Below are 16,491 nucleotides of genomic sequence, written 5' to 3' on the forward strand. Positions count from 1 at the left end.
ATTCGATAAGAATTAAGAAACGGATGATTTTTTTGTATCGAATTGAAAATTTTTTTGTTTTTTTGATTTTTTGGAATTACTTTTTCAAAAATTATGGAATTTTTAAGAAATCTTTTAAAGAACACAAAATGAAAGAACTTGAAAAGATATATAAAACAATTGTAGAAAAATCTAATCTTCTATTCGATAAAAACTATTCTCCAGAAGAAATAGAAAGAACTATCTATCAGTTCTGGAAATCAAAGGGATTTCTTGAAAGCGAATTTCCTAAGAAAGATCAAAAAACGTTTTGTATCGTTGCTCCTCCTCCGAATATTACGGGAAAACTTCACATTGGACACGCTCTACAATATTCGATCATAGATATGATGATACGATATCGAAGGATGCGAGGGGATTCCACATTATTGAAGTGTGGAATTGATCATGCTGGAATTGCAACTCAGATTGTCGTAGAGAAATATATACTTGATCGATACAAAAAAAACAGGATAGATTTCGGAAAGAAAGAATTCATCAAGAAGATCTGGGATTGGAAAAAAGAAATAGTTCAAATTATGGATCTTCAGATGAGATGTTTAGGTAACTTAGTTCCGAAAAGATATAAATTTACGATGGATCAAGATGTTTCCGAAGCTGTTACTTCAGCGTTCATCAAATTATATGAAGATCGATTAATTTATCAGGCTAAAAAATTGGTCAACTGGGATCCTAAGTTAAAAACTGTTATTTCCGATTTAGAAGTTGGAACTGAGAGATTGGAAAAAATAATGTGGTATATTCGATACCCGATCATAGGAGAAGAACATAGACTTGAAGAAGATCGAAAATTCATTGTGATAGCAACTTCTGATCCAGAAACGATCTTTGGAGATTCTGCTGTAGCTGTACATCCATCTGATAATAATAAGAAACACCTAGTTGGACGAGAAGTTTCAATACCGATAGTGAATCGAAAAATACCAATTATTTCAGACTCATTCGTAGATATGAAAAAAGGTACTGGATTTGTAAGGATTACTCCAGCTCATAACTTTCAGGATTACGAAGTATCGATCAATCATGATCTTCCGATCATCGAAATATTTGATAAAAATAGAAATATGCAAGAATTTGCAAGGGTTTTCTTTCATTCAAAAGAAAAAGAGATGAGTAAATTTCATATTCCATCTTTTTTTCGAAAAAAGGATGATATGAAGGTGAGAAGAGAGATTCTGGAACATCTGGAGTCTTCGAATTTACTGGTTGGAAATAAGAAATATATTTCGAAAGTAAATTATAGCGAACGGAGTAAATCAAGAACTTATCCTATTCTAACAGATCAGTGGTTTATTAAAGTCAAACCCTTTATACAGGAAGCTATTTCTGCTGTTAGAGATAAGAGAATTGAATTTTTTCCAAAAAAATATGAAAATATTTACTTCTCTTGGATGAAGAGAATGAAGGATTGGTGTATATCAAGACAGTTATGGTGGGGTCATAGAATACCTATATGGTATGACGAATCTAGAAAGATTTACGTGGGAAATAATGAAGAAGATGTTCGAAGAAAATATTTTTTAAAAAAAAATACAAAGTTGATTCAAGAAAAAGATGTTTTGGATACATGGTTTTCTTCTTCTTTATGGATTTTTGTGTCTTTTGGATGGCCTAAAAAAAACAAGAGTTTATCTGCTTTCCAGCCTACCGACATTTTAGTGAGCGGTTTTGACATCATATTTTTTTGGATATCTAGAATGATTATGATGACAATGTATTTCATCAAAGATGAGAAAGGATGTGGAAAAGTACCTTTCAGAAAAGTTTATATAACAGGATTGATATGCGATCAAGATGGACAAAAAATGTCTAAATCAAGATCTAACATAGTAGATCCAATTTCATTCATAGGAAGATATCCAAAAGAATTCTCTAAATTGATGATATATTATCGAAGGACTGAAACCAGTCGAGATATGCACTTTTCTTCTTTTCAAAATCAGAAAGGGGTTCAAGATCAGAAAAAGATCAGGTTATTGGGTGCAGATTCTTTAAGGTTGACGTTAATTTCTTTATCTTCCGGATCTAGAAAGATATATTGGAATACAAATCAATTATACGGATATCAAAATTTTTGCAATAAGCTATGGCATGCTAGTAGATTTATACTGAATAACGTTGGTCAAGAAGGTCAGAATGTTTTAAAAGATCATTGCAAAAAAAAATTTTCTTTGGATCGGTGGATTATCTTTAAATTAAAAGAGACGGTTAGTTTATATCGAATAGCTTTGGATTCATTTCGATTTGATATGGCGTCTAAGATTTTATATAAGTTCGTTTGGAATCAATTTTGTGATTGGTATCTAGAGTTTTCAAAAATTTCCATTCAGGATGGAGACAAAGAAAGAAAAATTTCTGTTAAAAATACACTTCTTATGGTATTAGAAGAAATTTTAAAGTTATCTCATCCGATGATACCTTTTGTCAGCGAGTTTATTTGGCAGAACATTCTTCAAATAAAAAAGATCGACAACAAAAAAAGTTTTTCTTCTATTTTAGAAAATTCATTTCCGATCGGAATTCAATTAAAAGAACTTAAGGAGAAAAAAAACATAAAGTTATGTTTTGAAGTAGAATTGATTAAAAGATTCATATCAACTTTGAGAAATCTCAAGTCTCAATTTAACTCTTCTGAAGAAAAAATCTTCAAAATATTGATTACTAAATTTTCTAAAAACGAGATAAGAAAAATTTTTTATCGATATTTTCGATTTATAAACCAGATGATCAAAATTCCCATATTTATCATCGAAGACGAAGACAATGAAGATAAAAAAGTTCAATATCATCATTTTTTAATCAAGTCTTTTGAAAATTTATTAGAACTCAGAATTGTGTTTTTCAATCCTTCAAAGGACGATGATCCACATTTCCTAGACGAAAAAAAATTGAGAAAGAAGTTAGATAAATTAGAAAAGGAGAAGGAAATTCTCCAAAGGGATCTCAAGAACATTCAATTTTTAAAAAAAGCTCCAAAAAAAATTATAGTAATGAGAGAAAGAAGAATTCAGTCAATACTTGAACAAAGAAAGATCTTATTACGATTAATTAAAAATAAAACCCTTTTCTCTTCTCATCGAATTAAAATAAATTGAATTCTTCCTTGCCGATCGATATCCACTGCTTTCACAGAAAGTATTTGACCAATTTGAATTTGAGACTTCCTACTAGTAACTTTTTTGTTTGAGAATCGAATATCTTTCAAAGGTTTGTTAGTTTGCATACGAACTAAACCTTCCTTCTTATTACTTAAGATAGAAACAAATAATCCAAAATCAACTATTCTGATAACTTTTGCTTTGTATACACATCCGATTTCAACTTCTGAAGTGATTTCCTTAATTCTGAGAATCGTTTTCTTGATACTAAGTTCATCCATCGAAGAAATTTTTACCTCTCCTGTATCTTCAATATCAATTACCGAATTAGTTTCTTCTGTTAATGAACGTATGGTGGATCCTCCTTTTCCTATCAAATCTTTTATCTTATGAGGTTCAATATATATTTTTCGAATTCTTGGAGCAAAGTTGGATATGGATTTTCTTGGATTAGATATCGCATTTTTCATCTTTTTCAAAATTTTACATCTTGCTTCTTTTGCTTGAAAAAGAGCAAATCGTAATATTTCATCCTCAATTCCGTTAATTTTGAGATCCATTTGTAAAGCACTGATTCCTTCTTCATTTCCCATCACTTTAAAATCCATATCACCGAAATGATCTTCATCTCCTAAAATGTCAGAAAGAATTACAAAATTTTCTTTTTCTTTGATCAAACCTATCGAAATTCCAGCTATCGCTGATTTTATTGGGATTCCAGCATCCATCATCGCAAGAGAGGTTCCGCAAGCAGAAGCCATAGAAGAAGATCCATTGGATTCTATCACTTCAGATACAACTCGTATAGTATATGAAAAATTGGAAAAATTTGGCATAACAGCTATCATTCCTCTTTTTACAAGATTTCCGTGTCCTATCTCTCTTCTTTTTGGGACGCCAACTAATCCGATCTCTCCGACAGAATAAGGAAGAAAATTATAGTGTAATATGAAATGATCTAGTTTTTCACCTACAATCTCATCTCTTATTTGAGCATCTCTTTCATTTCCTAAAGTAACTATTACTAAAGTTTGTGTTTCTCCTCTCGTAAATAAAGAAGATCCATGCGTTCTAGATAAAACTCCTACACGACAGTCAATTTTTCTGATCTCATTCAATTTTCTTCCATCGATTCTAATTCCTTCATTCAATATTCTACTTCTTACTATTTCCTTTTCTATTCCAAAAAATATTTCATTCGCCTGAAATGAGTTGAAAACTTCTAGATTCAGAGATGCTTCAGAAAAAATTTTATCTTTGATCTCTTGAATCCTTGAAAGACGAGTTTTTTTATCTGGAATTAAATAAGCATCTCGTAAATCCTTTTCAACTTTTTCCAAAATATAATTTTTAAGATGAAAATCGGTTTCTTCTTTTTTTTGAAAGACTTTCTTTGAACCGATTTTTTCAGATAATTTATTAATATTATCGATGATAGTTTTTTGATACTTTTTAGAGAAATCAATAGCTTCCAATATAATATCTTCCTTGAGTAAGGAAGATCTTGCTTCCACCATTAAAATTTTGTCTTCCGTTCCAGAAACTATCAGATCCAATTCACTTTCTTTTAGATCTTCATAACTTGGATTTAAGATATATCTTCCTCCAATATAACCGATTCTAACCGATCCGATAGGTCCGTGAAAGGGAATATGAGAAATCGAAAGTGCAGCAGAAGCTCCTATTATTGATAGGATATCCGGATTAATTTTTGGATTCACTGAAACCACAGTAGCAATGATCTGAATTTCATTTCTAAATTGCTCCGGAAAGGCTGGTCTCAGAGATCGATCAATCAGTCTAGACGTCAATATTTCATTTTCTCCGGATCTTCCCTCCCTTCTAAAAAAACTTCCAGGTATTCTTCCAATTGAATAAGATCTTTCTTGGTAATTCACAATCAAAGGAAAGAAATTAGACTCTTGTTTTTTTTCTTCTGTTTGTTCTACAACCGAAATAAGGACAGAGGTACCTCCCATATGTATTATTAAAGAAGAAGTGGATTGTCTAGCTAAAGATCCAGTTTCTATCACGCAATCATTCTTTCCCAATTGAAAAGTTTGAACAAAAGAACTCAGGAATTTTTTTCTCAATTACTTTACCTTTATCGAATTTATGAACGAACGGAGAATTAATTTTTGTTCTTCTTTTTTAAGAAGTTTAGTTATTTTTATATTTTCCAATTTTTAAATTTTTCACGATTGAAATATATTGATAAAAATCTTTTTTTTTAAGGTAATCTAACTTTTTTTTTCGATTAGAAACAAATTTCAAAAAACCTCTTTTGCTATGATGATCTTTTTTGTGAAAGATAAAGTGATTCTTTAAACGATTTATTTTTTTAGTTAATATCTCAATTTGAGACTCGATTGAACCAGCATTGAACTCTTTCATATATCAACTCTTTTTAATTCATAAAAAGTAAATTCTGAATCCGTAAATAAGAAAAATTTACAGAGTATTCGAGTCACTTTAAATGATATGATACTCGAATGCAAGAAAAATAGTTTAATATTTTCACTTTTTTAAAAGTTTATAAAAAACAAAAATTTTTGAAAAACTTTAAAAAAAATCGAACATTTTTCAGAATTGAAAAAATTTTTAATTAATCATATTTAAAAAAAATATCTTATGAAAAAACTCGATTTTTAGTAGTTAATTTTATGAGATGATCAATTCTGATCGATTCTTCTATCGAACGATCTTGAAAAAAAGTCAGTTTAGGTATCATTCGAATTTCTATTTTTTGTGCTAAAAGATACCTAACCATTTTTAAAAATTGACGATCGTTAAGTAACTCAACAACTTCTTTTGAAGATTTCTCCTTACGTGAAAATGAGATCATTTTTGAATATGAAAAAAAAATAGAAAAAAATACTTTTGCAAAAGAAAGATCTCTTCTAAGATCAACATGTAATATCATGATTTTTTTCATTCTAGGATCCATGATATGTCGATGTAAGATCCAAGAAAGTTCCTTTTGTATCATTCTGGATAATTTCTTTGATCTGTATATGCTTCTTTTCATGATGGCGACATATATACTTATCTAACTTTTTTATTCAAAAACTATGATTTTATCACCTATCTGTAGATTTACAAAAGATTTTATCTTAATTCCACATTCCACGCCCTCTCTAACTTCAAGGACATTATTCTGAAACCTTTTTAAAGAATCAATTTGGATGTTCCGAAAGATTACTTTTTTGTCTCGAAATATTGAAATAATACTATCCTTTCTGATCTTTCCACTACTGACCATACAACCTACGATCACACCTCGATCTTTTGAGGATTTAAAAATGTTTTTGACATATAATTTTCCAATCTGTATCTTATCATTAAATGATTTTCTTTCTATTTTATTCATCTCCATATCTATTTCTTTCAGTAATTCATAAATTATAGAGTGATTTCTTATATCTACAAATTTTTTCTTTAGAAGGTTCTTTGAAGAATGATCGATCTGAACGTTAAATCCAAATATTATCGATTTAGAAGTAATGGCTAAAATTATATCGTTATTATTGATCCGTCCAACTCCTTTTTCTACAATTTTTACTTGTGAATGAGTCTTTTTCAAACGTAACGAACGATTTCTCTCTTCCAACGAATTTTGTATGGTATCTAATATTCCTTGTGTATCTGTCTTTAAAATGATATTTAAACTGATTATCTTCTCATCTCCTTTTAAAAAAGCTCCTTCATTTTCTTTCTCAAAACATTTTTTTTGATTATCCAGCTTGATCTCTCTAAACTTATTCTTTCGAAGTAAAGCAAAATCTTTTGCTTTCTTTTCATCTTGCAAAACGATCAAATCATCTCCAGCTAAAGGTACATCAGATAATCCCAGTATCTGAACGGGAAGACTCGGAAAAGCATCTTCTACATTTTTTCCATTTAAATCACGAATATCTTTCACTCTTCCGTATTCAAATCCACACAAAATGACATCTCCTTTTCTTAAAGTTCCTTCCTTAACTATAATGTTTGCAATTGGACCTCTTCTATTATCTAGATGGGATTCAATTACTATTCCTTTTGCTGGACAATTTTGGAGCGCTTTCAATTCCATCATTTCTGATTGAATTAAAATCGCATCCAATAGTTCATGAACACCTTCTCCTGTTTTAGCAGATACATAAATAAATTGATTTTCCCCTCCTAGCCTTTCTGATTGAACTCCATATTGAAGAATATGGTTTTCTATATCCTTATCATAATTTTTTTTTATATCGATTTTATTCACTGCAACTATAATTGGAATTTTAAAGGATTTAGCGTACTGAATCGATTCTATAGTTTGACTCATAATACCGTCGTCCATTGCTATGACTAATAAAACGATATCTGTTATGTTGATTCCGCGTAACCTCATCTTATAGAAAGCGGAATGACCTGGAGTATCTAAAAAAGTAATAGAGGATTTTTTTTGATCATCATTAATTTGAAAATAGTAAGCATTGATCTTTTGCGTAATCCCTCCTATTTCTTTGGACGAAATTTCCGTAGAACATATTTTGTCTAACAAAGAAGTTTTCCCATGATCGATATGCCCTACTACACTTACAATTGGAGGACGAGATTTTAATATCCCTTTGTATTTTCGTAGCATATAATCACGATACCTAACTATTTCAAACTCAATATCTCTTTCGTTCTGATCAATTTGCATATCGTAGTCCTATCCTTATAGATATAGTTTCGATTTCAAGATCTATTTCGATGAAATTCATATACAGAATTCATTTTTGTTCTCTTCAGATAGTTTAAACCTTTTCAATAATTCTAAAAAATAGGTTTTTTAAATTAAAAATGGTTTCTTAAAGAGAAATTATGAAAGGTTTTGTAAGATTTTCGAATCAAACTCTCTTGTTTTCTTTAAAAGAAAGAATAATTTTAAAATTGGAAATTGTTTTCGTAGTTTTTTATTCTCTGTAATTCTTCTCAATCCTTCGGTTGAGAGAATTTTTTCTAGACACTCCATTTGTATTCTTTTGTAGAGTGATTTCAAAGAAAATTTTTTAATTGATGGATCTATTGATCAAGATTACCTTTAATATCGTCAATCTCTTCTTAATGATTTTTTTTTATATTGAATAAACGATTTTGTAGAGTTTTTCTCAAGAGGATTAAGAATTTTCCGAATTCAAACTTTCATTAATTGAGTTGTTCTCTAATGATTAATTGATATTTAATTTTCTTGATTTAAAAAATATCTCTAATTTTTTCTTCTTTGAATGTTAGGGAAATTTCCACGAAGTTTTAAGATTTTGAATTCCTCATTTCCTAAAGATATCTCTAAAAGAATTTCAAAATTCGTAACTTATACATCTCAAATTTTCAACTCTTAAAAAAAATGAAGTAAATTTGCGGATTCCATCGTTTAGTTTTTTTAAATTGAACATTTTTTTAAATTTTTTCTATTCTATTCAACAAAAATCAATTTCTTTCTTTAATCCCTATACAATATCTATTTTTTGTCTCGGTCTTGTATCTTCTTCATTATTTCTTTCAATACATATTACAGTCTTCAAATCGCTCTCCTTCTACCAGAAGAAAGAATCTCTTTTGGAGAAATACTTAAATTTCCTTCAATATTTTCTAAAAATACTTTTTTTTCCTCCTTATTCTGATTGTTCTTAAGCAGCATCTCTTTTTCCGTCATAATGTTTAGCTCCCATCTATCATCTTTTCGATGTTCTTTCAATAGTTGAGAAGCTAATCTAACGTTCTGTCCATTTCTTCCAATAGCTTGAGCTAAATTTCTTTCTTCAACAGCTATATCGACACTGTGCTTTTTCTCATCTACTATAATCGAAGAAACTTCTGCCGGAGCCATTGCATTAATCGTAAATCGAGCTAAATTTTCATTCCATAATATGACGTCAATTCTTTCTCCACATAATTCGTTGGAAATAGATTGAACTCGAGATCCTCTCATTCCGACACAGGCACCTACAGGATCTATCCTTTTATCATTAGTAATGACAGCCATTTTTGAACGTGTTCCCGGATCTCTAACAATAATTTTAATTTCTACAATTCCTTCATAAATTTCCGGAACTTCTAATCGAAATAACTCGATTAACATTCTTTTACTCGTTCTACTCACTATCAGTTGAGGACGACCTCTAGAATCCTGACGAATATCGTATAAAACTCCCTTGATTCGATCATTAATTCTAAAGTTCTCACGTGGCAACATGTCCTCTTTAGAGACTATCGCTTCGATATTTTGTCCAATATCAAATATTGTGCTATCTTTATTAACTTTTTTGACAATTCCGGAAAGCATTTCTCCACTTCTTTCGCTAAATTGTTGTACGACGATATCTCTTTCAGCCTCTCTTACTTTTTGAAAGATAACTTGTTTCGCTGTTTGGGTAGCAATACGATCGAATTGAATAGATCTTATTCGATACTCTAAATAATGGCCTAGTTCGACCCTTGGATTTTCGAACTGTGCTGCTTCCAATGTGATTTCCAAAGTTGGTTGGACCACTTCCTTTACAACTAACCATCTTCTAAATGTGTCAAAATCTCCTGTTTTTTGATTGATACTCACACGCACATCAATATTTTGAACAGATTTCTTTTTCGTTGCCGTTGCTATCGCAATTTCAAGGGCTTCGAAAATCTTTTCTCTTGGAATCGATTTTTCATTAGATACTAATTCGACAACAGTAAGAATTTCTTTATTCATCAAAACTACCTATCACCTTATCGAAAATCGTTAATATGAATCATTCTTTATCGAAAAGAACATAGAATAATCGAGTTATAACAACAATACATGTCCGAAAGATTATTGTTCTTTAATGAAAGAACTTTTTGAGAATTTTAATTTAACAAGAATTCTTTCGATTTATATCCGTCGTATCTAAAAAAAAGAAAAGGGCTAAATAGCCCATACGCGAAGTTGAAGAAATAAATAAGAAAATTCTTCTAATATGACTGACTCCTTTTTGCAACATGATTATTTTATTTAATTTAGGGTTGCGGGAGTTGGATTTGAACCAACGACCTTCGGGTTATGAGCCCGACGAGCTACCTGTCTGCTCCATCCCGCGAAAATATTTTTCTTTTTCATTCGATGTTTAAAATGATACCGAGGACGGGAATTGAACCCGTATGCCAAACTAAGAGGCACTACCCCCTCAAGATAGCGTGTATACCATTTCACCACCTCGGCTATAACGACTCTTGAATTGATCATATCATCACGATGAAAAATCAGAGCTTCCAGGTATCTCCTTTAAGGAACTGTATTTATTTCCCTCTTGAATTTCATGAAGTCCCTCTTCGCTCAAAGAAATTTCTTCCCATTTTTTATTTTCTTCTTCAGAAAATTGAGAATATTTATTGTTCATGATCAAGACAGATAAAAAGAAAAATAAAGAAAAAATAAAAGTCGCTTTATTTAAAAATTTTCCTGATCCGGAAGATCCAAAAAGAGTACTTGAATACCCATAATTTTTTGAGCTAGTTATCGTATCTCCTTTTCCAGGCTGAACAATTATGAAAAAAATTAAAACCATAGATATTATAAAGAAACTAAAAAGTAAAAACACGAAAAAGCACCAACTCTGAATTAATATTAATGTACCTCAAGTATCTTTATACCGAAGAAGTTTATATTGATTTGAACAGATATTCAATAGAGTTTTAGAAAATATTTTATTTTTCTTATCTTTTTTAAATTAAAAGATGTTATTCAATCTTTCTTTTGAAAAAAGTTTTATTTCTTGAGCAATTTTCAGAACATCTTCTTGATGGTTTCCTTCTACCATAATTCTAATTAATTTTTCAGTTCCGGACTCTCTGATAATTACTCTTCCATCTCTACTTATTTTTTTTTGTATGCTTTGAACCATTTTCATAAGATTTTTTAAAATAAGTTTGTTATTTATTTGATTGAACTTAATTTTCATAAAAATTTGAGGCATAAGTCTAAATTCATTGCATAATCTGAATAAATTAGTATGATTTTTTATCATAATTTTGAGTATTCTTAAAGCAGCAATAATTCCATCACTTGTAGTTGATTGATCCAATAAAATCACATGTCCTGAACTTTCTGCGCCAAAAATCCAACCGTTTTCTTTCATTTTCTCCAAAACATTTTTTTCTCCAACTTCTGATCGAATGAATGGAACGCCAATTTTTTTAAATTCTTTTTCCAAAGCAGTATTGCTCATTGTTGTTCCTATCACTCCACCTTTATATGAATTAATTCTGGATGAAATAGAATCTTTCACAATGATATAAATTATCTGATCTCCATTAATATGGTTTCCTAAATGGTCGACTAAGGAAACTCTGTCACCGTCTCCATCGAGTAAGATTCCTAAATGAGCTTTTTTTTCAATTACTTTTTTTTTTAATTCAAATAAACTTTCTTCCTCATCTTTATGATGAATATTCATTCCGTCTGGTTTGCAGTCAACTGAAATAACGTTTGCTCCTAATTCTTGGAATATACATGGAGCTATTTTGTATGTAGCGCCATTAGAACAATTTAGAACAATTTTTAATCCTATTAAATCAAACCTTTCAGAAAAATCTTTGCAGAATTCGATATACTTTCTTTCAGCATTTTTAATATTTTTAGACTTTCCATAACAAGTGATAGTTTCTTTTGAAAAATTTCGAATCTTATCTTCTATTTCATATTCCACTTTCTTGCAAATCTTCATACCATTTTTTGAAAATACCTTAATTCCATTATCGTAATATTGATTATGAGATCCAGAAATAGAAACTCCTATTTTTTTCCGAGATACTTTAGTTAAAAAAGCTATGGCTGGAGTCGACATTAGTCCAGCGTCGTAAAAAGACAATCCAGAAGACAAAATTCCAGACTTCATAGATGATTTTAAAATCTGACCAGAAATTCTTGTATCTCTGCCTAATATGATACCCTCGATCCCTTGTTGAAAAAAAAATTTACCGATTATATATCCTAATTTTAAAAAAAAATTAGGAGTAATTGGGTATTCTCCAAATTTTCCTCGAATGCCATCCGTTCCAAAATATCTACTATTTTTCCTCATATTTTCTTTCGATCTAAGATCATCCCCTTTTATTTTCTATGATTTCTCTAACAATTCGAACAGCTTGTGCTGTTTCTTTCACATCATGAGCTCGAATGATTTTAGCCCCTTTTAAACAAGCAATCGTTGCACAAACAATACTACCATTTAATCTATCTTGAACCGGGATCTTAAGTAAATCTCCTATCATAGATTTTCTAGAAATTCCAACTAAAATTGGATATCTCAATTTTTCTAATTGATTTAAATTTGATAATATTTGGTAATTCTCAGAAGTATTTTTTTTAAACCCAAATCCTGGGTCAATAACAATTCTCTTTTCTTTAATACCTTCTTGTTTTAATTTGTCAGTTTCTTCGATGAAATATTTATTTAAAGATGAAATGATATTGTTTTTCGAATTCGATTGTAGAAAAATATTACAAGTAACACATATTGGTATATCTTGATGATCTAAGATCAACGATATGATTTTTTTATTGAAGGGTTCAACATTATTAATCATACTGATACCAATTTTTAGCATTTCTTGAATCACCAAATTTTTTGATGAGTCAATAGAAATTGGAATATCGAATCGTTCAATAATCGATCTTACTATCGGAAAAATTCTTTCCAATTCTAATTCTTGATCAATCTTTCGGGAATTAGGTCGGGTGGATTCTCCTCCAATATCTATAATGGAAGCTCCATCAGATATCATTTGGTCAACTTTCTTCAAGGCTGAATCGATGTTTCCGCATCTACTAACATCGTAAAAAGAATCTGGAGTCAAATTTAATATACCCATAACAACTGGATATTTGAGATTAATTTTATATTTATTACATGTAATCTGCATAATAATAAAGAATGAGTCGATGGTTCATTTTAAAAACATGTTCGTATGGCTCATAGGTATCTATTTCTTATTTTCCGAAGATTCAAACTTCTGATTCATTATATCTTCTATTTGTTCCGCATTAATTGTCTCATACTTCATTAATGCGTTCTTCATACTATGAAGAATTTCTATTCGATCTTTTAAAATATTACGAGCTCTTTCGTAATTACGATCAATAATTTCTTTTACTTCCTTATCTACAGATCTAGCTGTTTTTTCAGATATATGATTTGACTTCAATACAGATCGACCTAAAAATATTTCATCTTCTTCTTCAGCATATAAAAGCGGACCTAATTTTTCTGAGAATCCCCATTGAGTTACCATATTTCTTGCCAAATTTGTGGCAGTCTTGATATCATTCGAAGATCCTGTAGAAACTTTTTGAGATCCATAAATAATTTCTTCAGCCAGTCTTCCTCCATATAACGTAGAAATCTGACTTTCTAATTTTTGTTTACTTATACTAATCTGATCTCCTTTTGGAAGAAAAAAGGTGGTTCCTAAAGACCTTCCTCTCGGAATAATAGTAATCTTATGTATTGGATCTTGTTCTGGCACTATTTTTCCAACTATGGCATGTCCTGCTTCATGATAAGCTGTGAGTTCTCTTTGTTCTTCTGTCATCACCATGGATCGATGTTCACTTCCCATCATAATTTTATCTTTTGCTTTTTCAAAATCCTCCATTCTAACAACTGATTGATTAGTTCTTGCTGCAAATATAGCAGCTTCGTTCACTAAATTCGATAGATCTGCTCCAGAAAATCCTGGAGTCCCTCTTGCTAGGATAGAAGCATCTACTTTAGAGTCGATCGGTATCTTTTTCATGTGAATCTTGAGTATTTGCTCTCTTCCTCTTACATCTGGCAGTCCTACTACGACTTGTCGATCAAACCTTCCAGGTCTTAGTAAAGCAGGATCTAACACATCTGGCCTATTAGTTGCAGCTATCACAATAATTCCTTCATTTCCTTCAAAACCATCCATTTCTACTAACATTTGATTTAGAGTTTGTTCTCTTTCATCGTGTCCTCCACCTAATCCAGTTCCTCTTTGTCTTCCAACTGCATCGATTTCATCGATGAAAATAATACAAGGAGAAGTCTTCTTAGCTTGCTCAAACATATCTCGTACTCTGGATGCTCCTACTCCAACGAACATTTCTACAAAATCGGATCCAGAAATTGTGAAAAATGGAACCCTTGCCTCTCCTGCGATAGCTTTAGCTAATAAGGTTTTTCCAGTTCCTGGAGGTCCAATCATCAAAATTCCCTTTGGGATTTTCCCTCCTAATTTTTTAAATCGATCTGGCTCCCTTAGATATTCAACCAGTTCTTTTACTTCTTCTTTAGCTTCATCGCATCCAGCCACATCGTCAAAAGTGGTTTTTATTTCGTTTTTGGAAAGCATTTTTGCTTTACTCTTCCCAAAAGACATTGCTCCTTTTCCTCCAATTCCTTGTATTTGTCTCATAAAGAATATCCATACTCCTATTAAGAGAAACATTGGAAACCAAGATATAAAAAGGGTTGCCAAAATGCTTTGTCCTTGAGGAGGTTCTCCGATGATAGTGACGTGTCTTTCTAATAATGTATCTAGAAGTTTTGGATCTTCTTTTAGTGGAATATAAGTTAAATAACGACCGTTATCTTTTTTCTTAACATCAATTTCTCTTTCAAAAATTTTTACTTCTTTAATTCGATCATTTGTTAAATCATTCATAAAAGTAGAATAATCTATCTTTTGAACAATCGATTCATTGGGATTAAAACTTTGAAATAAAGACATCAGAACTATTGCTATTACTATCCAAAGAATCAAATTTTTCGCCATATCGCTCAAAGTGAGTATACCTCTCTCTTTCGTTTATACTAAATAATTTTTATATCTTGGATACACCGCATTTAAACCGTTTTGCAATGATATAAATCTCATTTGACTGTTTTATGGAAGAATGTGGTTTTCGAATTTTCACACTCGAAAAAATATTCCTAATCTTTTGATATTGATTCGAAAAATTTTTTCCATAAAACATTTTCAAAATACAACTTCCTTCAGGAATTAACATGAATTTACAAATTTCTATCACTTTTTCAGTTAAAAGAAAACATTTTGGAATATCTATTATCGATATTCCAGTGATGTTAGGACACATATCCGACAGAATAACGTGAGCAGGAAATTTTAAATTGTCTGATAGTCGAGTTATTGTGCTTCTATCAAATACGTCTCCTTGAAAAAAATGAACATTTTTTATCGGATCCATCGGCTTAATATCGCAGGAAATAATGTGTCCTAATCGACCAACTATTTTAGAAGAGTAGAGGGACCAACCTCCAGGATACGATCCCAAATCAATTACTCTCATTCCAGGAGAAAGTATCTTGTCCTTCTCTTGAATTTCTTTTAACTTAAACCATGAACGAGAACGAATTTTTTTTTTTTGCTTGAATAAAGTAAAATTCTCTACTTCTTGTTCTCATCCATTTAAAAGATTTCGATCTATTTTTCATTTTTTTATTCTTGGGTTATTTTCTCAATAAGATGAGTGATCTTTCTATTTTTTTATAAAAATGAACTCTTTGACGAAATTCTTTTAGATCTTTTAATCAAAAAACAAGAAAAAATCCTTCAGTAAATAGTTGTGGTGAATGATATGAAATTTTCTGAATCAACGAAAACAAAACTATTTAAATTTATAAAGATATTTTTAACAGTCTTTCATCTGAAAATTCTATTTTTTGATAGTTCATTTTTTTTTAAGATTAGTTTATTTTAAATTTTAAAGATTGTATTGAATATATTTAACTTCTAATATTGTATAAATCGCTTTTCCATTAGGAGTGTTAATCTTTACAACGTCTCCTTCTTTTTTTCCTATGATTCCTTTAGCAATTGGAGAACAAAAAGAGATGAGATTTTCTTTGAAATCAGCTTCATCTTCTCCAACTATTTGATAAATCGATATTTTTTCAGAGATATTATCTTTTAATGTAACAGTTGATCCAAACGTTACGTGATTTTTTTCTTTTAATTGTGTCACATCTATGACGTGAGCATTCAACAGTTTTCTTTCGATTTCTTTAATCCTTCCTTCATAAAAACTTTGTTCTTCTCTAGCAGCTTGATACTCTGCGTTTTCTTTTAAATCTCCGTGTTTTCTTGCTTCTATCAGAGATGTAATAATTTCGGGTCGTTTAACATTTTTCAAAAATTCAAGTTCTTTTCTTAATTTTTTTTCTCCATTTAATGTCATTGGAACTCGTTTCATTTATGAACCTCAATTGTAAGAAAATGAAATTTATAGTTTTTAATCAGTTTTTGATGAATTCTTACGAAAATCTCCAAATATTTCTTAAGTAATTAAAGCTTTTATTGTAACCTTTGTTCAATTGGACATAGAAAAATAATT

11 protein-coding genes, 2 tRNA genes and 1 pseudogene are annotated in these 16,491 nt (G+C 30.3%); 1 reads left to right on the forward strand and 13 read right to left on the reverse strand.

Annotated elements, in window-relative coordinates; all coding sequences use genetic code 11:
* Positions 1-128 precede the first annotated feature (128 nt).
* A complete protein-coding gene (locus AOE55_RS01210; RefSeq protein ID WP_041855236.1) occupies positions 129-3,134 on the forward strand; it encodes a valine--tRNA ligase in 3,006 nt (1,001 codons plus the stop codon).
* Here AOE55_RS01210 and pnp read toward each other — a convergent pair.
* From pnp to greA, 13 genes and pseudogenes are all read right to left on the reverse strand, one after another.
* Positions 3,113-5,170 carry a polyribonucleotide nucleotidyltransferase gene (pnp, locus tag AOE55_RS01215; protein ID WP_231131482.1) on the reverse strand — a complete coding sequence of 686 codons (2,058 nt, stop codon included), beginning with the start codon at positions 5,168-5,170 and terminating at the stop codon, positions 3,113-3,115. The genes AOE55_RS01210 and pnp overlap by 22 nt on opposite strands.
* A 127-nt stretch (positions 5,171-5,297) precedes the next feature.
* Entirely contained in the window at positions 5,298-5,531 is a 234-nt protein-coding gene (rpsO, locus tag AOE55_RS01220) for a 30S ribosomal protein S15 (protein WP_013087552.1), read from the reverse strand.
* A gap of 235 nt (positions 5,532-5,766) precedes the next feature.
* Entirely contained in the window at positions 5,767-6,165 is a 399-nt protein-coding gene (gene rbfA, locus AOE55_RS01225) for a 30S ribosome-binding factor RbfA (RefSeq protein ID WP_013087885.1), read from the reverse strand.
* Between the two features lie 30 nt (positions 6,166-6,195).
* Positions 6,196-7,812 (reverse strand): translation initiation factor IF-2, encoded by a 1,617-nt coding sequence (infB, locus tag AOE55_RS01230; protein ID WP_013087475.1) that lies wholly within the window; start codon positions 7,810-7,812, stop codon positions 6,196-6,198.
* A 963-nt stretch (positions 7,813-8,775) separates the two neighbouring features.
* Positions 8,776-9,843 (reverse strand): annotated as a pseudogene (gene nusA, locus AOE55_RS01235) (transcription termination factor NusA); the annotation flags it as partial.
* Between the two features lie 293 nt (positions 9,844-10,136).
* A tRNA-Met gene (locus AOE55_RS01240) sits at positions 10,137-10,210 on the reverse strand.
* 36 nt (positions 10,211-10,246) lie between these two features.
* Positions 10,247-10,332 (reverse strand) — tRNA-Leu (locus AOE55_RS01245).
* Positions 10,333-10,360: 28 nt separating this feature from the next.
* A complete protein-coding gene (gene secG / locus AOE55_RS01250) occupies positions 10,361-10,711 on the reverse strand; it encodes a preprotein translocase subunit SecG (protein ID WP_013087755.1) in 351 nt (116 codons plus the stop codon).
* Positions 10,712-10,840: 129 nt separating this feature from the next.
* The gene (gene glmM / locus AOE55_RS01255) at positions 10,841-12,193 is read right to left on the reverse strand and encodes a phosphoglucosamine mutase (protein WP_013087661.1); all 1,353 of its coding nucleotides are present in this window, start codon (positions 12,191-12,193) and stop codon (positions 10,841-10,843) included.
* Positions 12,194-12,212: 19 nt separating this feature from the next.
* A complete protein-coding gene (folP, locus tag AOE55_RS01260) occupies positions 12,213-13,034 on the reverse strand; it encodes a dihydropteroate synthase (protein ID WP_013087701.1) in 822 nt (273 codons plus the stop codon).
* A gap of 60 nt (positions 13,035-13,094) precedes the next feature.
* Positions 13,095-14,921 carry an ATP-dependent zinc metalloprotease FtsH gene (gene ftsH / locus AOE55_RS01265; RefSeq protein WP_080611698.1) on the reverse strand — a complete coding sequence of 609 codons (1,827 nt, stop codon included), beginning with the start codon at positions 14,919-14,921 and terminating at the stop codon, positions 13,095-13,097.
* A gap of 40 nt (positions 14,922-14,961) precedes the next feature.
* The gene (locus tag AOE55_RS01270) at positions 14,962-15,513 is read right to left on the reverse strand and encodes an RlmE family RNA methyltransferase (RefSeq protein WP_080611700.1); all 552 of its coding nucleotides are present in this window, start codon (positions 15,511-15,513) and stop codon (positions 14,962-14,964) included.
* 348 nt (positions 15,514-15,861) lie between these two features.
* Positions 15,862-16,350 (reverse strand): transcription elongation factor GreA, encoded by a 489-nt coding sequence (gene greA / locus AOE55_RS01275; protein WP_013087487.1) that lies wholly within the window; start codon positions 16,348-16,350, stop codon positions 15,862-15,864.
* Between the last annotated feature and the right edge of the window lie 141 nt (positions 16,351-16,491).

The sequence above is a fragment of the Candidatus Riesia pediculicola genome (genome assembly GCF_002073915.1).
In the GTDB taxonomy this organism is placed as follows: Bacteria; Pseudomonadota; Gammaproteobacteria; order Enterobacterales; family Enterobacteriaceae; genus Riesia; species Riesia pediculicola.